Genomic DNA, 22,835 nt, shown 5'->3' on the forward strand with positions numbered 1-22,835 from the left:
GCATGCTGATCTCCCTGCGCCAGGTCCACGACAGCGATCTGCCGGTGTTCTTCCGGCAGATGAACGACCCCGAGTCCCTGCGGATGGCCGCGTTCACGGCGAAGGATCCGGCCGACCGGGACGCGTTCGACGCCCACTGGGCGAGGATCCGCGCCTCGTCCGCCGTGCAGCGCACGATCCTGGCCGACGGGGACGTCGTCGGCAGCGCGGCGGTGTACGGGGAGCCCGGCGAGCGCGAGGTGACGTACTGGGTGGACCGCGCCTACTGGGGCCGGGGCATCGCCACCGAGGCACTGCGGGCGCTGGTGTCCGAGGTCCCGGAACGGCCGCTGTTCGCGCGGGCCGCGGCCGACAACGCGGGCTCCCTGCGCGTTCTGGAGAAGTGCGGCTTCCGGTCCACCGCCCGGGCCACCGGCTACGCGAACGCGCGGGGCGGGGAGATCGAGGAGATCGTGCTGCGGCTGGAGACCTGAGCCCGGCCGGAGCGGACGGGCGCGGGTGAACCGGCCCCGGGTGAACCGGCCCGGCCGAGCCGGCCTCAGATGAACGGTCGATGAGAAAACGGGCGGATGGGAACGATTGTCTCCCTCCCGCTCGTCCTTCCGTGCGCAATGAACAAGACGATCAGGCGCGCCTCGGTCTTCGCGCTGCTGCTGGTGTTCGCCCTGCTGCTCCGGGCGACCTGGGTGCAGTTCTACGAGGGCCGGGCACTCGCGGACGACAAGGACAACCGGCGCAACGCGATCGAGACGTACGCGGAGCCGCTCGGGAACATCATCGTGGCCGGAAAGGCAATCACCGGCTCGGCCGTCACCACGGGCGGCGACCTCAGATACAAGCGCACGTACACGGACGGCGAGCTGTACGCGGCGGTGACGGGCTACGCCTCGCAGAGCTACGCCCCCACCCAGCTGGAGGGCATCTACGCGGACCTGCTCAACGGCACGGACACCCGCCTGAAGACCGCGCTGGACACGGTCACGAACAAGCGGGCGGACCCGGGCAACGTGATCACCACGATCGACCCGGACGTGCAGAAGGCGGCGTACGACGCGCTCGGCGACAAGAAGGGCGCGGCGGTCGCGGTCGACCCGGCGACCGGCCAGATCCTCGCGGTGGTGTCGACCCCCTCGTACGACCCGTCGACGCTGACCGACGCCAACACCGCAGGGACGGCCTGGAAGAAGCTCAACGCGGACTCCGACAAGCCGCTGACCAACCGGGCGCTGCGGCAGCCGCTGGCGCCGGGCTCGACGTTCAAGCTGGTCGTGGCGGCGGCCGCGCTGGAGGAGGGGCTGTACTCGTCGGTGGACGAGAAGACCGAGAGCGAGGACCCGTACACCCTGCCGGGGACGCGCACGGTCCTGAAGAACGAGAACACGTCCGCGCCCTGCGAGAACGCCACGATCCGGGTCGCGTTGCAGTACTCCTGCAACAACGTGTTCGCGCACATGGCCGTCCAGCTCGGACAGGACAAGCTGAGGGCGACGGCCGAGAAGTTCGGCTTCAACGACGACGGCCAGGACGTGCCGGTGCGGGCGTACCCGAGTGTGTACCCGTCCGACATGGACGAGTCGTCCACCGCCCTGACCGGCATCGGCCAGTTCGACGTGACCGCGACCCCGTTGCAGATGGCCATGGTGTCGGCCGCGATCGCCAACGGCGGCAAGCTCGTCTCGCCGCACATGGTCTCGCAGATCACCGACGGCGGCGGCGACGTCCTCAAGGACTACGACGACGAGGCGTCGACCACGCAGATCGTCAGCTCCTCCACCGCCGAGCAGCTCCGGTCGGCGATGCAGACGGTCGTCGAGAAGGGCACCGGCACGAACGCGCTCATCGACGGCGTCACCGTGGGCGGCAAGACCGGCACGGCCCAGAACGGCGAGAACAACAGCAAGGCGCCGTACGCCTGGTTCACGTCGTACGGGAAGTCCGACTCCTCCGGCAAGCAGGTCGCCGTGGCGGTCGTGGTCGAGCAGTCCGACGCCGCGCGGTCCGAGGTCAGCGGGAACGGGCTGGCCGCGCCGGTCGCGAAGGCGATGATGGAAGCGGCGCTGCGGGGCTGAGCGACCACCTCCCCGGCCGGGACTCGCTCCCGGCCGGGGATCCGGGGACTACACGCCCAGCACCTGCTCGATGGGGTCGATCGCGAAGTACACGACGAACAGCGCCGAGGCCCCCCACAGCAGCCAGTGGACCTCCTTCGCCCTGCCGAGCACCGTCTTGATGACGACGTACGCGAGGAAGCCCGCGCCGATGCCGTTGGTGATCGAGTAGGTGAACGGCATCACGGCGATGGTGAGGAACGCCGGGATGGCGATCTCGTACTTGTCCCAGTCGATGCTCTTGACCTGGGTCATCATCAGGAAGCCGACGGCGACCAGGGCAGGGGCGGCCGCCTGGAGCGGGACGATCGTCAGGAGCGGCGTCAGGAACAGGGCGCACGCGAACAGTCCGCCGGTGACCAGGTTGGAGAAGCCGGTGCGTGACCCCTCGCCGACGCCGGCGGCCGACTCGATGTAGGAGGTCGCGGAGGACGACGAGGCCGCGCCGCCCGCGACCGCCGCCGCGCCGTCGATGAGCAGCACCCGGCCGAGGCCCGGCACGTCGCCCTTCTCGTCCAGCAGTCCGGCTTCCGCGCTGATGCCGACGACGGTGCCCATGGTGTCGAAGAAGTCGGACAGGATCAGCGTGAAGACGAGCAGGACGACGGTGATGACGCTGGTCTCGCCGAAGGCGCCGAACAGGCTGAAGTGACCGACCAGCCCGAAGTCGGGGGTGTCAACGATCTTGTCGGGCCACGAGGGCGTGGTCAGGCCCCAGGACTTGATGTCGGCCATCGAGTTGATGACGATCGCGAGGACCGTCATCGTCACGATGCTGATCAGGATCGCGCCCTTGACCTTGCGGGCCAGCAGAGCGATCGTCAGCAGCACACCGAGGCAGAAGACGAGCACCGGCCAGCCGGTGAGGGTGCCGGTGCCGCCGAGCTGCACGGGAACGGTCGTGTTCGCGACGTCGGGGATGCGGCTGACGAAGCCGGCGTCGACGAAGCCGATGAAGGCGATGAACAGGCCGATGCCGACACTGATCGCCTGCTTCAGCGGTTGCGGGATGGCGTGCATGACGGCCTCGCGCAGACCGGTCACCACCAGCACACAGATCAGCAGGCCTTCGAGCACGATGAGGCCCATCGCGTCGTCCCAGCTCATCAGCGGGGCGATCTGGAAGGCGACGACCGCGTTCAGGCCGAGGCCCGCGGCGAGGGCGAGGGGCAGGTTGCCGCCGACGCCCATGATGATCGTCATCACCGCGGCCACCAGGGCGGTGGCGGTGGTGAGTTGGACGGCGTCGAGCTGGTGCCCGAACTTGTCCTTGGCGCTGCCCAGAATGATGGGATTCAGGACAAGGATGTAGGCCATGGTGAAGAACGTGGCGAAGCCGCCGCGTATCTCCCGGCCGAAGGTGGACCCCCGCTCGGAGATCCTGAAGTACCGGTCGACGCTGTTCGCCGCGGGTGGCGCGGTACCTGGCCGGTCGGCCGTCACTTGCGTCTCGGACATGGCTGGTGCTCCTCGGTGCCTGAATGATCTGGGTGCGGATGCTGGCTGGATTGTTCCCGCGTTGAACCGTCTTCAGGTTTTCGTCGTGTTACGGAATCGGACTCCGGAGTCGTTCGGCCCGCCACATGATGTTCGAACCCCCGTACCAGAACGAGTAGTCGATCACTGCTACGCTTCCCGATCTCGCCCCGGCCACCTCCTCGGGGCATCCGCATGTCATTCACATGACACACACAGGCACACCAGTCGTTCCGAGAAGAGGTCACCCGTGGGCACAGTCGTCGACGACGCCGCCTCCGTGGAGTTCCATGCCTTCTTCGACCGCCACTACGCCGAACTGTCCCGTCTCGCCCACCTGCTGACCGGCGAGGCGGACGCCGCCGACGATCTCGCGGCGGACGCGCTGCTCGCGCTGTGGAACCGCTGGGACCGGGTGCGCGCGGCCGACCATCCGGTGGCGTACGCCCGCGGTGTCGTCGCCAACCTCGCGCGCACGCGTATCCGCAGCGCCGTCCGGGAGCGCCGCAGGATCGCGCTGTTCTGGTCGCAGCGCGAGGAGAAGACGGAGAATCCCGACATCGCGGGCGTGGTGGACGTCCAGTCGGCGCTGCGTAGACTGCCGTTCCGCAAACGGGCCTGCGTGGTGCTGCGGCACGCCTTCGACCTGTCGGAGAAGGACACGGCGCTCGCCCTGGGGGTCTCGGTCGGTACGGTGAAGAGCCAGACCTCGAAGGGAATGGCCGAGCTCCAGAAACTGCTCGGCGCCAAGGGGGCTCCGCTCAAGATGCCTGCCATGGTGCGCACCGGTGAGGCCTCGGCCTCAGGAAGGGACCGATGACGATGCGGCGGGACGTGCACGACGATCTGCGCGCCCGGCTGCACGAGGCGGCCGAGGCACACGAACCCGACCGGGCGCACATCCTGGCCCGCGTCGAGCGGGGCATGGCGGGACAGAGCCATACACCGGAGCGGTCCGATCACCGGGCGAGCCGCCCGGTCCTGTGGGGCTGGGCCCGGATCGTGGGCGCCACGGCGGCGGTCGCGGGCATGCTCGCGGTCGGCGGCTACGCGGTGGCGTCCGCCGTGAAGGACGACACCCCGGCGCAGCAGACGGTCTCCGTCTCCCCGCAGCCGGTGGAGTCCCCGGACGCGACGAGCCGCCCGCCGGCCTCGCCGAAGGCCACGCCGAGCTCCGGCGGCGGCTCGAAGGACCCTGCGAAGCCGAGCACCTCCCCGTCGCGGAGCTCCGCGGCGAAGCCCTCGGCGCCCGCGGCCACGCTGCTGCCGGCGACGACCGACGACGAGGACGGCCCGCTGTGGTCGGACGGTTCGGTCGACCCGCACAGCAACGACTTCTGGGCGCAGAGCAACGTCACGATCAAGACGTCCGAGGCGCTCACCGTACTGACCGTGCAGTTGAAGGTCGCTCAGACCGGCGGGGTCTCGTCGGCGGGCGCCTGGCGCTCGCTGCCCGAGGACGACTTCACGTTCTCGGTGGCCGAGCGGGACGGCTTCCTGGTCTACACCTGGGTGCTCAAGGAGGGCCGCACGGTCGCCGAGGGCGAGTGGGTGTTCGCCGGGCAGTACGACCACGACCGCGGCGGCCGCGACGCCAAGGACGACACCTACGCGGTCACCGGCCGGTCGGATCGGCAACAGGGCTCCGTGGGAGGCGGCTTCGCCTCCGCCGAGGACGGCGAAGGCGACTCCTGACCACCGGGGCCCGGCCCGGTTTAGTTCATCGTCGATCCGACGGTGGTCGAGCCCGTCGTCAGGAAGGCCGTCGCGGGCAGTGAGCCGTCCGCCTTCCGGGCGCCGTACGCCGTAGTCGCGTCCGTCGAGATGAAGGCCGGCGTGGACACCCCGCCGTCCCAGCTGTTCGCCGCGGAGACGGCCGGCGAACCCAGCTTGCCGGCCCCGCCCTTGTTGCCCACCGCGAGATTCCGGGCCAGCCTGGCCTTGCCGGTGGCGAAGTAGAAGCCCGCCTCGGTGTTGGCGTAGGCGGTGTTGCGGTTCAGCGCGATCGCCCCGGTGTTGGAGTTCTCGGTGAACCCGTTCAGCGTGTTGTCCCAGGCCGCGTTGTTGTTGACGGCATGCGCGACGGCCACACCCCCGCCGCCCAGCTTGAACCCGTTGCCGTTGCCCTCGAACGCGGTGTCGCTCCAGCGGTTCCTGCCGTTGCCGAAGGCCCACGAGTGCTCGATGGTGACCGCCGTGGAGAACTGCCACAGGTCGAGGCCGTCGTCCGAGTTGTTGTACAGCCGGGCGCCGGTGATCCTGTTGCCCGTCCCGGAGCCGAACTTGACGGCGATACCGTCCGCGTTCTGACCGTGCCCTGCGGCGTCGTAGTTGCCGAAACTGTCCAGGTTCTGCACGAGGTTGTTCACCGTGTTGTCGCCGCGCAGGGTGAAGCCGGAGTCGCCGTTGTTGCCCGTGACCAGGTTCTTGAAGACGCCGCCGGTCGACGAGGTGACGACGAAGCCCTGGGCCGGGGAGGACTGGAAGGTGAGGTTCTGCACGGTCCAGTAGCTGCCGTAGATCCCGGCGAGCCAGGAACCGGCGGGCAACCTGGAGCCGTCGATCCTCACCTTCTCGGTGCCGTACGCCTGCAGCGTGATCCTGGCCGAACTCGTGCCGCTGGCGGTCGACTTGAGGGTTGCCGTCGGGTAGTACGTGCCGCCGCGGACCTGGATGACGGTGCCGGCGACCGCGTTGCGCACGGCCGTCTCCAGCTGGGCGGTGGTGGAGACGGTGACCGTCGACGAGGCGGCTTCGGCACCGCCGTCGGACAGGCCGAGGTAGACGCCGCCCGCCCCCGCCGAGACCGCCACCGCGGCGGCGATCGAGAGGGTTCGGGTCCTGCGGTGGCGTCCGGTGCTCATGCGCACGGGGCGTTCCTTTCGGTGAGCGAGTGAGAGCGGTAACGGGCCGGAGGGGCCGCCCCGGCCCGTTACCGCTCCTCAGTCGTCACCGTGGCCGCAGCAGGTTGCCGCGCCACCGAAAGGGATCGAAAAAGTTGCGTCAGCTCACGTAGTACGTCGGGTTCGGCAGCTTGTACGTCCGGTCGGCGTAGCCGCCCTCGAGGTCGGAGTACTGGTCGCCGAAGTTAGCGATGATCTCGTAGCCGAGGTCGTGCTCGATGTGCTTGCGGGTACCGGACTTGTACTGGACGGTCGTGCAGGTCCAGGCGCCCGGGGTGGCGCAGCCGCTCAGGTACGACGGCGGGGCGGCCGCGTTCTTGAGGAACATGTGGTCGGCGTCGAGGTTGATGTCGGCGCCGACCTTCTTCAGGTTCTCCACGGCGGCGGAGCGCTGCGCCTCGGCGAGGCCCGAGTTGTAGAAGACCTCGACGCCCTTCTTCTCGGCGTACTGCACGAGTTCGGGGCTGCCGAACACCGCCGGACGGTCGGCCTTGTTCACATAGGCCGCCCAAGTGACGGAGTTGTAGGTGTAGTTGTACCGCTTCTCGTAGTCGAGGCTGAGCAGCAGCGTGTCGTCGATGTCGAAGACGACCGCGGGCTTCTCGCCCTTCCTGACCGCCTTGCGGGCGGCCTGGTCGATGTACTTCCGCGCGGCCTTGTCGATGCTCGCGAGGTCCTTGGCGTACGGGCTGGTCGGCGACGCCTGGTACACGCCGTTCGCGTCCGGCGCGGTGCCGTAGTAGGTGTCGAGGTCCTTCACCAGGAGCCCGATGTTGTAGGGCTCGTGGGTGGAGTTGGCCGTGGACTGGCCGGCCGTGGCCGCGCCGGCGCCGTACAGGGCGGCGCCGGCGACGGCGCAGGCAGCGGCGACGGCCGCGATACGCAGTGGCTTATGCATGACACGTTTTCTACGCGCGTCACGCGTCCGAGCGCGAGACCCGTTGCCCGATCGATACCCGTCCATGGGCAAAAATCGGGTCAAGCGAGCGAGGCGGACGGTCGGGTCGGGCGCCCGGACGGCCCGGCGTCGCCCGCACGGTCAGTCCATCGTCGCTCCGATGGTCGTCGAACCGGTCGTCAGGAACGTGGTCGTGGGCAGCGTGCCGCTCGAGCTGCGCGCGTTGTACGTGGAGCTCGCGTCGGTGGACCTGAAGGCGGGCGTGGAGATGCCGGAGTCCCAGTTGTTGCCGGCCGAGGTGACCGACGAGCTCTTGCTGACCGCGCCGCCGCCGTTGCTCACCGCCAGGTTCTTGCCGAGCTTGGCGGCGCCGGTGGCGAAGTAGTAGCCCCACTTGCTGTTGGCGTAGGCGGTGGTGCGGTTGATCACGATGGCACCCTTGTTGGAGTTCTCGGTGAACCCGTTTCCGGCGTTGCCCCAGGCGGCCGAGTTGTTGACGACGTGCGCGACCACCTCGCCGTCCCCGCCCAGCTTGTAGCCGTTGCCGTCGCCCGCGAAGGCCGAGTCGGACCAGCGGTTGACGCCGTTGCCGAAGGACCAGGTGTGCTCGATGGTGACGGGCGAGGAGAAGGACCAGAAGTCGATGCCGTCGTCCGAGTTGTTGTAGAGGCGGGCGCCGGTGATGAGGTTGCCGGTGCCGGAGCCGTACTTCACGGCGACACCGTCGGCGTTCTCCCCGTGGTTGGCGGCGTCGTAGTGGCCGTAGGAGTCGATGTTCCTGACGGTGTTGTTGACCGTGCCGTCTCCGGTGAGGGTGAAGCCGGAGTCGCCGCCGTTGATGGTCTTGATGTTGTTCCAGTTGGTGCCGGTGCAGGACTGGCAGACGACCGCGCTGTCCGGGGAGTTCTGGAAGGTGATGTTGGAGACGTTCCAGTAGTCGGCGGTCAGCTTGAAGATCCAGTCCCCGTCGGGCAGCGAGGAGCCGTCGATCTTCACGGTCTCCGAGCCGTACGCCGTGAGCGTGACGGGCGACGAGGAGGTGCCGTTGGCCGTGGACTGGAGGGTGGCCGTCGGGTAGTAGGTGCCGGCGCGGACCTGGATGACCGTGCCCGCGGTGGCGTTCTTGATGGCGTTGGACAGGTCGGTGGAGTTGCTGACCACCACGGTGGCGGCCTGCGCCTGGGTGGGGAGGACGGCGAGTCCGGCGCCCAGGGTGAGGGCGGCGACGGTCGTGAGAGCGGTACGACGAGACATGGAGTGCGGGTCCTTTCCGTCGTTCAGGGGGATGGGGCGAGGGAGCGGTTCACAGGACGGTGTCGAGCCAGCTGAAGACCTCGTCCTGCATGCGGTCGACGAAGACATGGCCGAGCTCGGGCCAGCTCTTCAGGTGCAACCGCTCCTCGGCGTGACGGGAGCGCCAGACGGCGCGCAGCCGGTCGTGGGCCGCGCGGACGCCGTCGGCGGGGAACAGCGGGTCGAGCCCGCCGTCGAAGAACAGCATCGGCCTGGGTGCGGCGATGCCCGCCACGTCGGGGAAGTCGAGGAACCGGGGAAGCCCGGGGTGGAGCATGTAGTACGAGGACTGCCCGCGCAGGGTGTTGTCGCCGGGCACCATCATGTCCTTCAGGCCGGTCATCCAGCAGACGGCCGCCGCGGCGGCGAGGTCGTCGCTGAGCGCGGCCGCCTGCCAGGCGCGGAAGGCGCCCATGGAGAACCCGACGGCCGCGACCCGGCCCCGGTCGACGCGGTCGAGGCCGGCCAGGAACCCGGCGGCCCGGGCGTCCTCGCGGGCCATGAGCCCGGCGAGCGAGGAGCCGAGGTTGAAGAAGTTGGAGGCGAGGGCCTGCTGCTGGTCGTAGGCCAGGGGCCCGCGGTCGCCCCAGCCGAGGGCGTCCGCGCACAGCACGACATACCCTCGCCGCGCCAGCTCGTCGCCGACGAACCGTCCGCTGAAGTACCGCTGCGACCAGCCCTGCGCGGAGGCGAGCCGGATGTCGTCGTACCAGGGCCGGACCAGTTTCTCCTTCCCGATGTCGAACTTCGCCCCGTGGTCGTGCAGGAGCAGTACGGCCGGGAACGGGCCGGGGCCGTCCGGGGTGAGGAGCGCGGCGCGGACGCGTTCGTGGCGGGTGAGGGCGAGTGTCACCAACTCGCTCGTGTAGCCGTCCTGTCGGCGCCGGTCGGTGAACTCGGGGGCGTACGGGGTCCGCTCCTGTGATCCGACGATCAGCAGCTCCTCGACCTTGGCGCGGGCGGTCCGCCGCCAGGCGCCGAAGTCGCGGATCGGGGAATTTCCCCAGGCCAGGGGGAAGGTCAGCTCGGCCCTGAGCGCGGGGTGGAAGTCCGGCAGCGGACCCTCCACGACGGCCGCCGGACCCTCCACGACGGCCGCCGGTCCGTCCACGACGGCCGCCGGTCCGTCCGCGACGGCCGCCCGCGCGTCGGCGGGGGCGACGGCCCCGGTCAGGAGCGCGGCTCCGGTGCCGGTCAGGAGCGCGGCTCCGGTGCCGGCCACGAAGGCCCGCCGCCCCACCCCCGGGTCACGGGCGCCCATACGGCCTCCAGTCCCCGAGGTAGGTCCGCCGGGTGTGGCCGGCCGCCTCCTCGGCGGTCAGCTGCGGCCGGTTCTCCGGCACCGGGATCGCCGCGCCGGGGCCGGAGTTGGCGTGTTCGCGGAAGCGCATGGTCTGCCAGGGGTAGGCGTCACGCATGTTGGTGTACGGGGCGACCGCGTCGATACCGGGGCCGATCCAGGTGTCCCGTACGACCAGCGAGGGCCAGGCGGTCGTCTCGTACGAGGGCACCCAGGGGCGGGCGATCTTGTACGCGGCGTCCTCGGCGCCGGAGGTGATCCGGCCGCGCAGGGCGAGGAAGCCGTAGGGGTTGGCCCGGGCGGTGGCGGGGGCGAAGACCATGCCCTTGGGGGTGAAGCCCACGTCCCGCCGAAGGGTGTGGAACCGGCAGGCGTCGAAGACGGCCCGGCCCCGCCCGAAGACGAAGTCGACGTCTCCCTCGATGTAGCAGCGGTGGAAGTACTGCCGGTCGAAGGCGTCCAGCGCGGTGGTGTCGGCGAACAGGGTGTCCTGGTGGGCCAGCAGGCGCACGTTCTCGAAGTGTGTGCGGTCGCCGGTGACGTAGGCGGCCACCGCCTGGGTGCCGGTGATCTCCGGGTGGTCGGCGCGCAGCCAGTCGTTGGCGAGGGTGAGGTCGCGGACGGTGAGACCGGGTGCGGCGGAGGTGAAGGTGGCGGAGCCCGCGGTGCCGTAGGTTCCTGATCCGTCGGGCCTGGCGGTCCCGTTGGCGTTGTCGTACACGAGCACGGCGGCGCGCGGGTCGCGGGAGGCGCCGCGTATCGTCAGCTCGCCCTTGTCCGCGGGCACATCGACGACCTCCCGGTAGGTGCCCGGGTGCACGACGATCGTCCCGCCGGGGCCGTCGACGGCGTCCACCGCGGCCTGGAGGGAGTCGCCGGGGCGGACGTGCAGGATCTGGCGGGACCGGGCGTGGGCCGGGGTCGCGGTGATCAGGGCGGCACCCGTGATACCCGCGAGGAGGGTGCGTCGGCGCAGCATCTCAGCACTCCCCCCGCCAGGGCTCCCAGTCGCCCAGATAGGCCGCACGCGTCGCCGACCTGGCCTGTTCGGCGGTGAGTTGGGGGCGGTTCTCGGGGACGGTGATCCGCGCTCCCGGCCCGCTGTTGCGGTACTCGGCGAACCGCTGGCTCTGCCACGGGAAGGAGGCCGACATGTCGGTGTAGGGCGCGACGGCGTCGATCCCGGCGTCCAGTCGGGTGTCGCGGACGGTGAGGCTCGGGCGGGCGGTGGGGTCGGAGCTGGGGACCCAGGGGCGGGCCAGTTTGTAGAAGGCGTCGGGCGCCTCGCTGCTGATCCGGCCCCGGACGACCAGGTAGCCGAGCGGGTTGGCGCCCGCCGTCGAGGGGGCGAAGACGAAGCCGTAGGGGGCGGCGGCCAGGTCGGTGCGATTCAGGGTGCGGAAGTGGCAGTGCTCGTAGACGGCCGTCGCCCGGCCGAAGACGAAGTCGACGTCTCCCTCGACGTAGCAATGCGCGTAGTACTGCCGGGCGAAGGCGGTGAGGGCGAGGGAGTCGGCGTACAGGGTGTCCTGGTGACCGAGGAAACGGCAGTGGTGGAAGGCGGAGCGGTCGCCCTGGACCTTGAGGGCGACCGCCTGGGTGCCGGTGATGTCGGGGTGGTCGGCGCGCAGCCAGTCGTTGGCGAAGGTGATCCAGCGGGCGGTGAAGCCGTCGGCCTGCACGGTGGTGGTGGCCGACCCGGTGGTGCCGTAGGTGCCGCCGCCGGGCTTGGCGGTGCCGGCCGCGTTGTCGTAGACGATCACGACGTCACGCGGATTCTCGGAGGCGCCGATCCAGGTGGCCTCGGTGCGGGTGACGTCGAGGGCGACGGTCTCGCGGTAGGTGCCGGGGGCGAGGACCAGGGTCCAGCCGCTGCCGGTGGTGGCGGCGACGGCGTCCCGGACGCCGGTGAAGTCGCCCCGGCCCAGCGGGTCGACGTACAGGGTCCGCGGGGTGAGCCGATCGGCCGGCGAGCCATGGCGGCCGAACGGTCCGCGTCGCGCGGCGGCTGCCCGCGCGGGTACGGCGGTGAGGCCGAGGGCGGCGGCCGTACCGGCGGTCGCCGTCAGGAATCCTCTTCTGGAGAGCGGGAGTCGGGGGGTGCGGGGGTGTCGGGGCGAGGACATGCGGGTGCTCCTTGGCAGTGCGGCTCTGCGGAGGGGGCCGGGGCGGCGACGGGCGCCGCCCGCCCCGGCCGTCGTAGGAGGGGTCAGCCCAGGCGTCCGGCGCCCGCGCCGCAGTCGACGATGCGGGGGACCGCCTTCGCCGGGTCGACCTTGGTGCGCAGGGTCGGCGTCCAGCCCGCGCCGGACTCCAGGACCTCGGCCGGGATCTCCGCGTTGTGCACGGCGATCAGATCCGTGAGCCTGCCGTTGACGTAGTTGTCGTCGGCGGTGAGCGGCGCGACGTTCCACCGCTTCAGCACCTTGGCCGCGCTGACCCCCGCCGGCAGCGTGAACGCGTTGTGCTGGGCGACGAGTCGGGACTCCTTGCCGATGCCGAAGCTGTAGGAGAAGGCGTCGTCGGCGACGAAGTGGTTGTTGTACGAGTCGACCTGCCCGAAGCGGACCCGGGGAGCGCGTTCGACCAGGTTCGAGAACTGGTTGTGATGGAAGGTCACCTTCAGGTGCCCCCGGTCGCCGACGGCCGTCGACTCGCTGTCGCTGTTGCCGATGAGGATCGTCTTGTCGTGGTCGGTGAAGACGTTCCAGGAGGCGGTGACGTAGTCGGCGCCCCGCACGATGTCCAGCTCGCCGTCGTGCTGCTGGTACAGCATGCCGAAGTAGGTCGGCGCGGCGCTGTCCGGGTGCGATCCGTCGGTGAACGTGTTGTGGTCGAGCCACACGTGCGTGGAGCCGTAGACGACGGCCGTGTCGTACTCGGAGTTCCAGTTGCCGTTGGTGCCGTCGGTCGGGTCCCACTGCGGGAAGCAGTCGATGGGCGACTCGAAGGCCAGGTTCCGGATGATCACGTTGTCGACGGCCTTGATCTGAAGGCTGACGCCCTTGAAGCCGGCGTTCTTCCCGATGCCGACGATGGTGGTGTTGGCGGGGACGTTCGCCTTGATGGCCGTGTCCTGGGCGGCGGCGGAGGCGCGCCGCAGCCCTTCCGGGCTGTCGGCGGGCTCGGCGCTCAGGTCGGTGTCGAGGCCCCAGGTCTCGGGCGCGTACGCGGCGAGGTACGCGTCGAAGTCGTAGCCGGGCACGGCGAAGGCGTCGCAGCCCTCGGCGACGGCGTCGATGACGCCCTTCACCTTGATGATCTTCGGCGCGCTGCCGCCCGCGGCGAGGGCGGCCTTGAACTCGGCCCAGGTGGTGACGGTGTACACGTGGTCGGCGTCGGCGGCCGATCCGCCCGTGGTTCCCGTCCCGTAGGAGGCCCAGCCGTCGTTCGCGCCCAGGACCTGGCGGCCGAGGTCGCGGGACGCGGAGCGGGCGTGGGCGTCGGCCTGGGCGGACGCCGTGCCGGTGACGGACAGCACCAGCGCGGTGCAGCCCACCAGGGCAGCTGTGACACGTGCATGACATACCTGTGTGCGCACTGTACGGGTCTCCTCTTGTACGGAAGGGCGTGCGGGTCCTGCGCGAGCGGTGCGGGTCCTACGCGAGCGGTGCGGGCCAGGTGATCCAGGACGTGGGGATCTCGTCGTGCAGCCGGACCACGTCACGCGGCCCGAGCACCCGCGTCCGCAGCAACTCCCCCACGACGAGCCGCGCGACGGCGATCGCGCCCGGCGGATTGAAGTGCGTGTTGTCCTGCTCGGACGCGGTCCAGTTGAAGTACGTCTTCGTCTCCTCGACGCCGAGCCGCTGCCACAGCGCCAGCGACAGCGCCTGGACGTCGAGCAGCGCCACCCGCTCCGCCTCGGCGAGCGCGCGCATGGCGGCCGGGTACTCGCCGTGCGTCGGTACGGCGTTCCCGTCGGCGTCGAACCTGCGGCGTTCGACGGGCGTGGCGAACACCGGCACGGCGCCCTTCGCACGGGCGCCGTCCAGGTACATCCGCAGATGGTCCTGGTAGGTGGTCCAGGGCTCGGTGTAGCGGGTCGGATCGGTGGTCTTCTCGTCGTTGTGCGCGAACTGGACGAGGAGCAGGTCCCCCGGCCGGATCGCGGCGAGGACGGCGTCGAGCCGGCCCTCGTCGATGAAGCTCTTCGAACTGCGCCCGTTCACCGCGTGGTTGGCGACGGGCCGGTCCTTGTGCAGGAAGAAGGGGAGCGCCATTCCCCAACCGGTCTCGGGTGCCGCGTCGGAGTACTTCTGGGCGGCGGTGGAATCACCGGCGATGAACAGCGTGCGGGGCCGCCGGGCCCCGGCCCGGGCGGGGCCGGCCGCCACCGCGCCGAGCGGTACGGCGGCGAACGCCGCCGAAGTGACCTGTCTGCGGGTAAGGGACACGGGGTGCACCTCTCAACAGGGGCGAGTGAAGGTCTTTCAGGGGCGCGGGGAACTGCGCGAGCGGCCGCGACGGGCCCGCAGTTCCCCGCGGACGACACCGCGCGGACTACGAGTGGTTCTTCTTCCAGTCGGCCTGTGCCGTGTTCAGCTGCTCGGCCAGCGTGTCCAGGAAGTCCTTCGGGCTCAGCTTCCCGAGCAGCACCTTCTGGAAGTTGGGCTCGTTGTCCGCCTTGGAGATGGTGTTCCAGTCGGGCAGGTAGTAGGGCAGCTGCACAATCTTGGTAGTGGTGCCCGCCAGCGCCTCGGCGGCCAGCTTCGTCGGCTCCGACTCCTGCACCCAGGCGTCCTGCGCGGCCTCGTTGTTCGCCGGCACCTGACCGGCCGTCTCGTTCCACTTGCTGTTGGAGGCGTGCGACGCGGCGAACTCGATGAACTTCCAGGCGGCGGTCTTGTTCTTGCTCGCCTTGAACAGGCCGAGCCCGTCGACCGGGTTGGACACCTGCACCCGCGTGCCGTCGTCCTGCGTGGGCGCCGGGATGCCCTTGAACTTGCCGGCCAGCGCCTTCTCGTGGTCCCCGTAGGAGCCCAGGTTGTGGCTCAGCATGCCGATGGTCCCGGAGTCCCACTGGGCGACCATCTTGGTGAAGTCGTTGTTGACGTCGGCGGACGGGGTGTTCTTCTTGAACAGGCCGACGTACTTCTCCAGGGCGGCCACGTTCTTCGGGTCGTTGACCGTGGTCTTGTCGCCGTTCCAGAACTCGGTGATCCCGCTCTGCCCGTAGGTGGCGTCCAGCGCCTGGGCGATGGACCCCGCGCCACCGCGGATGGTGTACCCGAACGCGTTCTTCTTCTTGTTCGTGAGCTTGTCGGCGGCCGCGTAGAACTTCGTCCAGGTGGTGGGCGCGTCGAGACCGGCCTGCTGGAACAGGTCGGTGCGGTACCAGAGGGTGCCGTTGTTCGCGGAGGTCGGCACCGAGTACGTCTTGCCGTCGATCCCGGCCGCCTTGACGCCGTCCAGGAACTTCTCGTTGAGCTTGCCGTTCAGCGCGCTCGCGGAGATCCGGCTGTCCAGCGGTTCGAGGGCGCCCTGCGCGGCGACCTCGGCGAGCATCGCGGTGCCGACGCCGCCGACGTCGGGCAGCCCGCCGCCCTGGATGGCGGTGTCGTACTTGGACTGGACGCTGTCGGCCGGCACACCGACGTAGTTGACCTTGATGTCGGGGTTCGCCTTCTCGAAGTCGGCGATGATCTCCTTCCAGACGTCGGTACGCACACCGCCGTTGTTGTCCCAGAAGGTGATCTCCCCCTTGCCGGAGCCCTCGCCTCCCTTGTCCCCCGCGCCGCCGCTGCCGTCGTCGCCGCAGGCGGTGGCGGTCAGCGCGAGCACGGAGCCCAGGGCGACGGCCAGGACGGCGCGCCTGCTTCTGCGGATGCTGCTCTTCATGTGGTCGGCTCTCTTCTTCTGGATCCCAACGGAGATATGAAGTTGTGGGGGGTCAGTGGGTGGTGCCGGTGCGCGGGCGCGGCGGGGCGCCGATCTGCCTCTGCGGCCCGGAGAACCGGGTGACCAGCGCGGGCACGGCGGCCGCGGGATCCAGCCGGTAGGCGTAGAAGTCCCGCGGGTCGAAGGCGGTGCCCCACGCGTCGGTCCGCCCGCTCGTGTTCCTCAGGATCGACCCGCGCTGCACCAGCTCGGCGGTGGCGTCGGCCTGGTAGGGGTGCTGGACGCCGTCGAAGTAGCTGTTCTCGATGACCATCTTCGTGTGGCCGCGCGACCAGTTCCCGTACGTCCACACCGGGTCCCCGTCGCCCACCTGCGCCGAGAGGTAGTTGTTGTAGAGGTGGGCATAGGCGCAGTTGTCCGCGGACGGGTTGCGCTGCTTCGTCCCCGTGAACCAGTTGTGGTCGATGGTGATCTCGGTCAGGACGTTCGTCGTCCAGCCGATGCCGAACGCCTTGTTGTGGGTGTCGAACCGGTTGGCGGAGACGGTGACGTACCGGCTGTCCTTGCGGATGTCGAGCAGCCCGTCGCCCATGTGCGTGAACCGGTTGTGGTCGATCCACACGTGGTCGGCGGTGTCCATCTGGATGGCGTCGAAGTCGGTCGTCTTGCCGTCCCAGTCGCCCTCGACGTACGAGTCCCGGATCGTCAGATTGCGGATGATCACGTTGTGCGTACCGGGATTCAGGTGCAGCTCCCCGTGCACGATCTCGCCGGTGTCGCCGGCGCCGATGATCGTCTTGTTCGAGGTCACGACGATGTCGGAGCCGAAGGGCTCGACCGCCACCGCGCCCTCGACCCGGATGACGTACGGCTCCTCGGCCGCCGCGTACCGCGCGAGCGAGGCCTGGTCGGTGACGGTGACGACCTCGCCGCCCGCGCCTCCGGTGGTGCCGCCGGCGAGCGAGGCGAAGCCATGGGCGGTGTCGGTCCAGCGGGACCCCGACGGGGCGGAGGTGGCGGCCGTCCCCGGCTCACCGGCGGCCTTCGCCTCGCCGACGGCACCGAGGCCCAGAGCCGCCACCAGACCGGCGACGGCCGCCAGGACCACGGCCGGCCGCGGCAAGCGCTTGCTACGGAGGTGCGTCATTGCGTCTCCCAACAGGCTTACGGAACAGGTGGGTCAGAGCGTTCTGATCCGGAACTCGTCGAACGAGGCCGCTCCCGCGTGCCCGGTTCCGGGTGGCGCCAGGGCGAAGAGGCCCAGCAGCGCACCGACCCAGCGCCAGGGCGTGGCGGCGAACACGGGCCCCGACCAGCGCAGGCCGTCACCGATGTCGTACGCGAAACGGCAACGTGCTCCGGTACCGACCTCGATCCGCAGGCGTGCCCGTCCCCGGGGGGCCGGCCGCGGGTGGGCCGCGTCCCGCTCTCGCTCGGCCACCGGTTCGGCGAACCGGTGCACGAGGTGGACGGCCCCGTCGGTACCCCGCTGGAGCCCTATCCAGCCGAAGGCGTCCCCGAGGACCGCGAGCCCGGCGGCGGCACCCGGCTCCTCGCTGTGCAGCTCCAGCTCCACCTCCACGACGGACGGGAGCCCGGGGAGCCGTTGCGTCAGGACGCTCGGCAGCCTGCGCAGGTCGTGTGCGTCGGCCGTCCGCACGCAGGTCAGGCGCAGTCCGTCGGCGGAGTGCTGGGTGGCGAGGCCGTCCTGCGGGTTGGCGGTCCACGACCACTGGCGGCCGAAGCGTCCGCCGGGGAAGTCGTCGTCGGTGGCGGGCGCTGCGGGCGGCCCCGCGGGCAGGTCGGGACGCCGGTGCTCGAGCACGGGCGCGCCCTCGTCGCCGATCACCGGCCAGGTGTCCGGAGCCCAGCGCATCGGCTGGAGGTGGACGACCCGGCCGTACGCGCCGCGCTGCTGGAAGTGCAGGAACCAGTCCTCGCCGGACCGGGTGCGCACCCAGCCGCCCTGGTGGGGGCCGTTGACCTCGGTGTCCTTCTGCTCCAGGACGATCCGCTCCTCGTACGGGCCGAAGAAGTCCCGGGCCCGGAAGGCGCCCTGCCAGCCGGTCTCCACTCCCCCGGCGGGCGCGAGGATCCAGAACCAGCCGTCGTGCCGGTACAGCTTCGGCCCTTCGAGGGTGAACCAGCCGGGGATCCGGTCCCCGTCGACGATCACCTTGCCCTCGTCGAGGACGGCCGTCCCCTCCGGGTGCATCCGGTGGCCGGTGAGCCGGTTCTTGACGCCCGCACGGGACTTGGCCCAGGCGTGGACCAGATAGGCCTCGCCCGTCTCCTCGTCCCAGAGAGGGCAGGGGTCGATGAGCCCCTTGCCCTCCTTCACCAGGTGCGGCCGCGACCAGGGGCCCCTGATCTGCGGGGCGTTGACCTGGAAGATGCCCTGGTCGGGATCGCCCCAGAAGATCCAGAAGCGGTCGTCGTGGTGCCTCAGGGACGGCGCCCACACTCCGCAGTCGTGCCGCGGGGACCGGAACTCGGCGGCTGGTTCGAGGCGTTCGAGGGCATGGCCGATGAGCGTCCAGTTGACCAGATCGCGCGAGTGCAGCAGGGGCAGGCCGGGGGCGCGGCCGAAGCTGGAGGCGGTGAGGTAGAAGTCGTCGCCGACCCGCACGACGTCCGGGTCGGACCAGTCGGCGTTCAGTACGGGGTTGGTGTACGTCTCGTGCGTCACTGGCTGACCGCCTTCCGCACCAGTGCCGCCGCCTCGTGCCGGTCCAGGCGGCCGTCGGCGACGACGGTGACGATGCGGCGTACGGCCGTCTCGCCCGGCGGAACCCGCAGCCTCTGCGCGGAGGCGAGCGAGGAGCCGACGCCCGGGTACTCGGCGGTGCGGACGAACCAGGGGTCGCGGCGGGTGGCGGCGGTGGCCCCGGCGAAGACCAGGGTCCATCGGGCGCCGGCCAGGGCGAGCCAGTCGGCGCGGGCACCGTGGACGGACGCCTCGCCCTCCGTGCCGGCGGTGAAGACCTCGGGGGCCGCGTCCTCCTTGCGGGCCCGCCAGAAGAAGCCGCCGTAGGCCGCTCCGGGGCGCCCGTTCGTCGCCGGGCTGCCGATGGACAGCGTTCCCGCGGTGACGTTGGTCAGGGAGAAGGTGAAGTCCAGCGCCCAGGCGGTGTCGGTGAGTTCGGTGGCCGCGACCGTACGGCGCTCGCGCAGCAGCTCGGTTCCCGCGGCGACCCAGCGCAGCTCCTCCACGAAGCCGTCCGGGTCGCGGAGCTGGAAGGAACCGTGCCGCTGGGCACCGTGGTTGTCGAGCTCGGCCGGGCCCCGGTCGCGGACGTAGGTGCGCCCGCCCCAGAAGTTGTGCCCCTCGACGTCGGGTACGGCTACACCGACGCCGAGGTGGTGTGTGTGGTCGGCCGGGCTCAGTTCGGTGACCGCCGTGCCGGCCAGGGTGGTGACGGGGTGCAGATACGGCCGCGGGGAGAGCCGGGCGGGCAGCTCGGGCCGGGTCACGTAGCGGGCGACCGGGCGGCCGGCGACACGCAGGACGACCGGTGCGTCGGGTGCGGTTGCGGTCATCAGGGGCTCACCTCTTTCGGATGCGCGGTCGTGAACGCCCAGGGGGCGCCCAGTTCGGAGTAGAGGGCGAGGGTGTCGGCGGCGGCCGCGACGAGTCCGTCGATGCCGGGGACGACCCGCCGCTCCTCGCCGGGCAGCAGGCGCCAGGCGTCGTCGGGCACCCGGACCGGGTCGGGGGCGACCCGGATCGCCTCGACGACCCGCATGAACGACTCGGTCACGGCGGGCGGGACCAGCAGTTCCGTTCCGTCGGTGAGGTGCTCGACGAGGTTCTCCAGCAGGTCCGTGCGGCCGTACTCGGACTCCTCGGGGCCGTGGCCGGCCCGCTGCAGCAGGACGCGGTCCTGCTTGTACCAGTACGTGATCCGGCCACGGCTGCCGTGCACGACGACGTACGGGTCGTCGGGGTCCTCGGCGCACAGCGTGGCCGCGACGACGATCTCGCGGCCGTCGGCGGTGCGGACGCGGACGCAGGAGGTGTCGTCGGACTCGATGGCGTTGGCGTGCGCCAGCTCGGTCTCGATGCCGGTGACGTCGGTGGCGCGGGTGGCGCCGGCCAGCGCGAGGGCGGTGGCGACGGCGTGCGCGAGCGGGTTGGTGAGCGCCCCGTCGATCACGTCGACGCCGTTCAGCCGTCGCCTGCCCGCCCAGGGAGCGCGCCGGTAGTACGACTCGGGCCGGGCCCAGGCGCCGGCGCCGCCGACCCCGGCGATCTCGCCGATCACCCCGTCGTCGATCATCCCGCGGATCGCGGGCACGGCGTGCGAGCCCAGTGACTGGAAGCCGATCTGGCAGACCACGCCCGCCTCGGCGACCCCGTCCGCCATCCGGCGGAACTCGGCGTAGGAGGGCGCGGGCGGCTTCTCCAGAAGCAGGTGCACCCCCTTGCGGGCCGCGATCAGGGCCAGGTCGGTGTGCGTGGGGATCGGGGTGCAGATGACGGCGATCCGGGCACCGGTCGTGTCCAGCAGCGCGCCGAAGTCGGCGGACTGCTCGGGCGTGCCGAGGCCCTCGGGGATCTCCGCCGGGGTCAGCGGGGTCAGCTCGCAGACGCCCGCCAGGCGGACGATGCCCTTGTCCTGGAGCCGGCGGATGTTGTCCAGGTGCCAGCGGCCGTGGCCGCGCGCGCCCGCGAGGACGATCGGGACCGGGCTGCTCATCGGTTCGGCGGTGCTCATGGGATCCTCCCTGCGCCCGCGCCGCGTGCCGGCTCGCGGTCGGCCACCGCGGCGCTGTCGATCTTTGTGTGCAGGGTAGGCGCCCGGCCGACGTCCGCCGTGAGGTCGCGTTCGCCGCCGCCGAGGGCGCGGTCGGCTCCGGCGCGGTCGGCTCCGGCGCTGTCGGTGACGGTGGTGACGTGGGCGTCTCCCCCGGTGGTGCCGGAGCCGTGGGCCGCCCGGCCGTCGCCGGCGGCGAGGGTGTCCCGGGAGGCGTCCCGGGCACCGGCCCGCGCGGGCACGCGGAGCAGCCCCGACGACGCTGCCTTCACCGTGATCTGCCGGATGCTCATCCCTTCACCGCCCCCGCGCTGAAGCCGGTGATCAGCCACTTCTGGATGAAGGCGAAGACGAGCACCACGGGGACGGCGGCGATGATGCCGCCCGCGGCCAGCGCGCCCAGGTCGACACTGTCCGCGCTCATCAGGGTGTTGAGGCCGACGGGGATCGTCTGCTTGGTCTGGTCGGACAGGAACATCAGGGCGAACAGGAAGTGGTTCCAGGCGTGCACGAAGGCGAAGGAACCGACGGCGATCAGCCCGGGCCGCAGCAGGGGGAGGACGACGATCCGGAAGGCGGTGAGCCGGTTGCACCCGTCGACCCAGGCGGCCTCCTCCAGGGAGTACGGCACGTTCCGGATGAAGCCGCTGATCAGGATCATCGACAGCGGCAGCTGGAAGACCGTCTCGGCGATGATGACACTGCCGAGCGAGTTGATCATCTTGAGCTCGGCGAAGATCTGGAAGAGCGGCACGAGGAGCAGCGCGCCCGGCACGAACTGGGTGCACAGCAGGGCGAGCATGAAGCCGCGCTTGATCCTGAAGTCGAAGCGGGCCAGGGCGTAGCCGCCCGCCAGGGCGACGCCGGTGGTGAGCAGCAGGGTCGCCACTCCGGTGAGCACGCTGTTCTGGAAGTAGACGGCGAAGTCCCGCTCGTTCCAGACCTTCTCGAAGTGGTCGAAGGTCATCGGCCAGGGCACGAGCGAGGTCGAGCCGGCCGGGCGCAGCGCGAAGAGCAGGATCCAGTAGAAGGGGACGAGGGTGAAGACCAGGTAGATCGACAGCGGGAGGTAGATCTGCCAGCGGGGGGCCTCGTCCCAGGCGCGCCTCTGCCGGGACGGGCGCCGGTCGGGCGCGTCGGTCACGCGCACGGGGACGGGTGTGACCTCGGTGGCCTCCTTGGTGATCACTTGTCGCCTCCTCCGAACTTGCTCAGCCGCAGATAGACCATCGAGCAGAAGAGCAGGATCACGAACGCGACCGTGGTGAGGGCGGACGCGTAGCCGAAGTTGTGTGCGTCGACGCTGGTGTTGGCGATGTAGAGCGGGAGGGTGGTGGTCTCCCCCGCCGGGCCACCGCCGGTGAGCGTGTAGAGCAGGTCGACGTTGTTGAACTCCCACACCGCGCGCAGCAGGGTGGACAGGACGATGGCGTCCTTCAGGTGGGGCAGGGTGATGTGCCAGAACTGCTTGATCCGGCTCGCGCCGTCGACCTCGGCGGCCTCGTACAGGTCCTTGGAGACGGACTGGAGGTCGGCGAGGATGAGGATCGCGAAGAAGGGGACACCGCGCCACAGGTCGGCGATGACCGCCGCCGGGAAGACGGTGGAGGTGTCCGACAGCCAGCTGGTGCCGTACTCGCCGATTCCCATGTCCGCGAGGTAACGGGTGATGCCGGTCTGGGAGTTGTAGAGCAGCACCCAGATCGCGGAGGTCAGCACTCCGGAGACGGCCCACGGGGAGAAGACCAGCGCCCGGCCGAGGGAGCGCCCCACGAAGGTCTGGTTGACGATCAGCGCGAGGGCCAGACCGAACAGCAGCTGGAGTCCGACCTCGACGAAGACCCACTTGGCGCTGAAGGTCAGCGTGTCCCAGAACTGCGGGTCGTCGGTGAAGGCGTGGACGAAGTTGTCGAAGCCCGCGAAGCCGTTGCGCCACGGTTTGGTGGGGTTGTAGTTCTGCAGACTGTAGTAGAAGACGCTGATGACCGGGTAGGCGATGAAGCCCAGCATCAGCAGGGCCGCCGGCGCGATCAGCAGGTACGGCAGTCTGCGGGGCGTGGCGGAGGCACGGCGCCGCCGGGGTGGCGCGGGCGGCTTCGCCACGGCTGCGGCTTGGGCCATGACTGTTCTCCGTTCTCGGTACGTCTCTCGGTGCGTCGTGCGTTCATGTGCGTCGTGCGTTCGCGTGCGTCGTGCTTTCGCGTGCGTCGTGCTTTCGCGTGCGTCGTGCTTTCGCGTGCGTCGTGCTTTCGCGTGCGT

At 70.5% G+C, this 22,835-nt stretch carries 20 protein-coding genes and 1 pseudogene; 4 read left to right on the plus strand and 17 right to left on the minus strand.

Going from position 1 to position 22,835, the window contains the following annotated elements; translation table 11 throughout:
• Positions 1-2: 2 nt before the first annotated feature.
• Together ASD48_RS00460 and ASD48_RS00465 are read left to right on the plus strand one after the other, a co-directional pair.
• Positions 3-473, plus strand: a complete 471-nt coding sequence (locus ASD48_RS00460; RefSeq protein WP_057599311.1) for a GNAT family N-acetyltransferase — start codon at positions 3-5, stop codon at positions 471-473.
• Between the two features lie 138 nt (positions 474-611).
• On the plus strand, positions 612-2,069 hold the full coding sequence (locus tag ASD48_RS00465; protein ID WP_057599312.1) for a penicillin-binding transpeptidase domain-containing protein: 1,458 nt from the start codon (positions 612-614) through the stop codon (positions 2,067-2,069).
• Between the two features lie 48 nt (positions 2,070-2,117).
• On the opposite strand, the gene ASD48_RS00470 is transcribed toward ASD48_RS00465, so the two are convergent.
• The gene (locus ASD48_RS00470; RefSeq protein WP_057599313.1) at positions 2,118-3,566 is read right to left on the minus strand and encodes an NCS2 family permease; all 1,449 of its coding nucleotides are present in this window, start codon (positions 3,564-3,566) and stop codon (positions 2,118-2,120) included.
• 268 nt (positions 3,567-3,834) lie between these two features.
• On the opposite strand from ASD48_RS00470, the gene ASD48_RS00475 reads away from it, so the two are divergent.
• The gene (locus tag ASD48_RS00475) at positions 3,835-4,404 is read left to right on the plus strand and encodes a SigE family RNA polymerase sigma factor (RefSeq protein ID WP_054239212.1); all 570 of its coding nucleotides are present in this window, start codon (positions 3,835-3,837) and stop codon (positions 4,402-4,404) included.
• Entirely contained in the window at positions 4,401-5,279 is an 879-nt protein-coding gene (locus ASD48_RS00480) for a hypothetical protein (protein ID WP_057599314.1), read from the plus strand. The genes ASD48_RS00475 and ASD48_RS00480 overlap by 4 nt, the downstream gene beginning before the upstream one ends.
• 20 nt (positions 5,280-5,299) lie before the next feature.
• Here ASD48_RS00480 and ASD48_RS00485 read toward each other — a convergent pair whose 3' ends face one another.
• The 16 genes and pseudogenes from ASD48_RS00485 to ASD48_RS00560 all read right to left on the minus strand — a co-directional run bounded on the left by ASD48_RS00485 (position 5,300) and on the right by ASD48_RS00560 (position 22,697).
• Positions 5,300-6,454, minus strand: a complete 1,155-nt coding sequence (locus ASD48_RS00485) for a right-handed parallel beta-helix repeat-containing protein (RefSeq protein ID WP_057599315.1) — start codon at positions 6,452-6,454, stop codon at positions 5,300-5,302.
• Between the two features lie 133 nt (positions 6,455-6,587).
• Positions 6,588-7,385, minus strand: coding sequence for an HAD family acid phosphatase (locus ASD48_RS00490; RefSeq protein ID WP_057599316.1), 798 nt, complete (start codon positions 7,383-7,385; stop codon positions 6,588-6,590).
• A 141-nt stretch (positions 7,386-7,526) separates the two neighbouring features.
• Positions 7,527-8,639, minus strand: coding sequence for a chondroitinase-B domain-containing protein (locus tag ASD48_RS00495; RefSeq protein ID WP_057599317.1), 1,113 nt, complete (start codon positions 8,637-8,639; stop codon positions 7,527-7,529).
• 49 nt (positions 8,640-8,688) lie between these two features.
• Entirely contained in the window at positions 8,689-9,939 is a 1,251-nt protein-coding gene (locus tag ASD48_RS00500; protein ID WP_057599318.1) for a dienelactone hydrolase family protein, read from the minus strand.
• Positions 9,926-10,954: a pectinesterase family protein gene (locus ASD48_RS00505; protein WP_057600927.1), complete on the minus strand. Its 1,029-nt coding sequence runs from the start codon at positions 10,952-10,954 to the stop codon at positions 9,926-9,928. The genes ASD48_RS00500 and ASD48_RS00505 overlap by 14 nt, the downstream gene beginning before the upstream one ends.
• A 4-nt stretch (positions 10,955-10,958) precedes the next feature.
• On the minus strand, positions 10,959-12,104 hold the full coding sequence (locus tag ASD48_RS00510) for a pectinesterase family protein (RefSeq protein ID WP_057599319.1): 1,146 nt from the start codon (positions 12,102-12,104) through the stop codon (positions 10,959-10,961).
• An 83-nt stretch (positions 12,105-12,187) separates the two neighbouring features.
• Entirely contained in the window at positions 12,188-13,519 is a 1,332-nt protein-coding gene (locus tag ASD48_RS00515) for a pectate lyase (RefSeq protein ID WP_057599320.1), read from the minus strand.
• A 58-nt stretch (positions 13,520-13,577) separates the two neighbouring features.
• Positions 13,578-14,375 carry a rhamnogalacturonan acetylesterase gene (locus ASD48_RS00520; protein WP_057599321.1) on the minus strand — a complete coding sequence of 266 codons (798 nt, stop codon included), beginning with the start codon at positions 14,373-14,375 and terminating at the stop codon, positions 13,578-13,580.
• Positions 14,376-14,481: 106 nt separating this feature from the next.
• Positions 14,482-15,819, minus strand: a complete 1,338-nt coding sequence (locus ASD48_RS00525; protein WP_057599322.1) for a sugar ABC transporter substrate-binding protein — start codon at positions 15,817-15,819, stop codon at positions 14,482-14,484.
• Between the two features lie 88 nt (positions 15,820-15,907).
• Positions 15,908-16,966, minus strand: a pseudogene (locus tag ASD48_RS00530) (right-handed parallel beta-helix repeat-containing protein); the annotation flags it as partial.
• A gap of 33 nt (positions 16,967-16,999) precedes the next feature.
• A complete protein-coding gene (locus tag ASD48_RS00535) occupies positions 17,000-18,508 on the minus strand; it encodes a glycoside hydrolase 43 family protein (protein ID WP_057599324.1) in 1,509 nt (502 codons plus the stop codon).
• On the minus strand, positions 18,505-19,359 hold the full coding sequence (locus tag ASD48_RS00540) for a PmoA family protein (protein WP_057599325.1): 855 nt from the start codon (positions 19,357-19,359) through the stop codon (positions 18,505-18,507). Before ASD48_RS00540 ends, ASD48_RS00535 begins: the two co-directional genes overlap by 4 nt.
• On the minus strand, positions 19,359-20,537 hold the full coding sequence (locus ASD48_RS00545) for a Gfo/Idh/MocA family oxidoreductase (protein ID WP_057599326.1): 1,179 nt from the start codon (positions 20,535-20,537) through the stop codon (positions 19,359-19,361). Before ASD48_RS00545 ends, ASD48_RS00540 begins: the two co-directional genes overlap by 1 nt.
• Complete coding sequence (locus ASD48_RS00550) at positions 20,534-20,869, minus strand: hypothetical protein (protein WP_057599327.1); 336 nt, start codon at positions 20,867-20,869, stop codon at positions 20,534-20,536. Before ASD48_RS00550 ends, ASD48_RS00545 begins: the two co-directional genes overlap by 4 nt.
• Positions 20,866-21,726 carry a carbohydrate ABC transporter permease gene (locus tag ASD48_RS00555; RefSeq protein ID WP_242432538.1) on the minus strand — a complete coding sequence of 287 codons (861 nt, stop codon included), beginning with the start codon at positions 21,724-21,726 and terminating at the stop codon, positions 20,866-20,868. Before ASD48_RS00555 ends, ASD48_RS00550 begins: the two co-directional genes overlap by 4 nt.
• A 35-nt stretch (positions 21,727-21,761) precedes the next feature.
• Complete coding sequence (locus ASD48_RS00560; protein WP_057599329.1) at positions 21,762-22,697, minus strand: sugar ABC transporter permease; 936 nt, start codon at positions 22,695-22,697, stop codon at positions 21,762-21,764.
• Between the last annotated feature and the right edge of the window lie 138 nt (positions 22,698-22,835).

The sequence above is a fragment of the Streptomyces sp. Root1310 genome, from assembly GCF_001426425.1.
In the GTDB taxonomy this organism is placed as follows: Bacteria; Actinomycetota; Actinomycetes; order Streptomycetales; family Streptomycetaceae; genus Streptomyces.

Excerpts from the sequence above, each read along its gene's own strand:
- ASD48_RS00460 (WP_057599311.1), top strand. The coding sequence starts at position 3 with ATGCTGATCTCCCTGCGCCAGGTCCACGACAGCGATCTGCCGGTGTTC.
- ASD48_RS00465 (WP_057599312.1), top strand. The coding sequence starts at position 612 with ATGAACAAGACGATCAGGCGCGCCTCGGTCTTCGCGCTGCTGCTGGTG.
- ASD48_RS00470 (WP_057599313.1), bottom strand. The coding sequence starts at position 3,566 with ATGTCCGAGACGCAAGTGACGGCCGACCGGCCAGGTACCGCGCCACCC.
- ASD48_RS00480 (WP_057599314.1), top strand. The coding sequence starts at position 4,401 with ATGACGATGCGGCGGGACGTGCACGACGATCTGCGCGCCCGGCTGCAC.
- ASD48_RS00490 (WP_057599316.1), bottom strand. The coding sequence starts at position 7,385 with ATGCATAAGCCACTGCGTATCGCGGCCGTCGCCGCTGCCTGCGCCGTC.
- ASD48_RS00495 (WP_057599317.1), bottom strand. The coding sequence starts at position 8,639 with ATGTCTCGTCGTACCGCTCTCACGACCGTCGCCGCCCTCACCCTGGGC.
- ASD48_RS00500 (WP_057599318.1), bottom strand. The coding sequence starts at position 9,939 with ATGGGCGCCCGTGACCCGGGGGTGGGGCGGCGGGCCTTCGTGGCCGGC.
- ASD48_RS00510 (WP_057599319.1), bottom strand. The coding sequence starts at position 12,104 with ATGTCCTCGCCCCGACACCCCCGCACCCCCCGACTCCCGCTCTCCAGA.
- ASD48_RS00525 (WP_057599322.1), bottom strand. The coding sequence starts at position 15,819 with ATGAAGAGCAGCATCCGCAGAAGCAGGCGCGCCGTCCTGGCCGTCGCC.
- ASD48_RS00540 (WP_057599325.1), bottom strand. The coding sequence starts at position 19,359 with ATGACCGCAACCGCACCCGACGCACCGGTCGTCCTGCGTGTCGCCGGC.
- ASD48_RS00545 (WP_057599326.1), bottom strand. The coding sequence starts at position 20,537 with ATGAGCACCGCCGAACCGATGAGCAGCCCGGTCCCGATCGTCCTCGCG.
- ASD48_RS00550 (WP_057599327.1), bottom strand. The coding sequence starts at position 20,869 with ATGAGCATCCGGCAGATCACGGTGAAGGCAGCGTCGTCGGGGCTGCTC.
- ASD48_RS00560 (WP_057599329.1), bottom strand. The coding sequence starts at position 22,697 with ATGGCCCAAGCCGCAGCCGTGGCGAAGCCGCCCGCGCCACCCCGGCGG.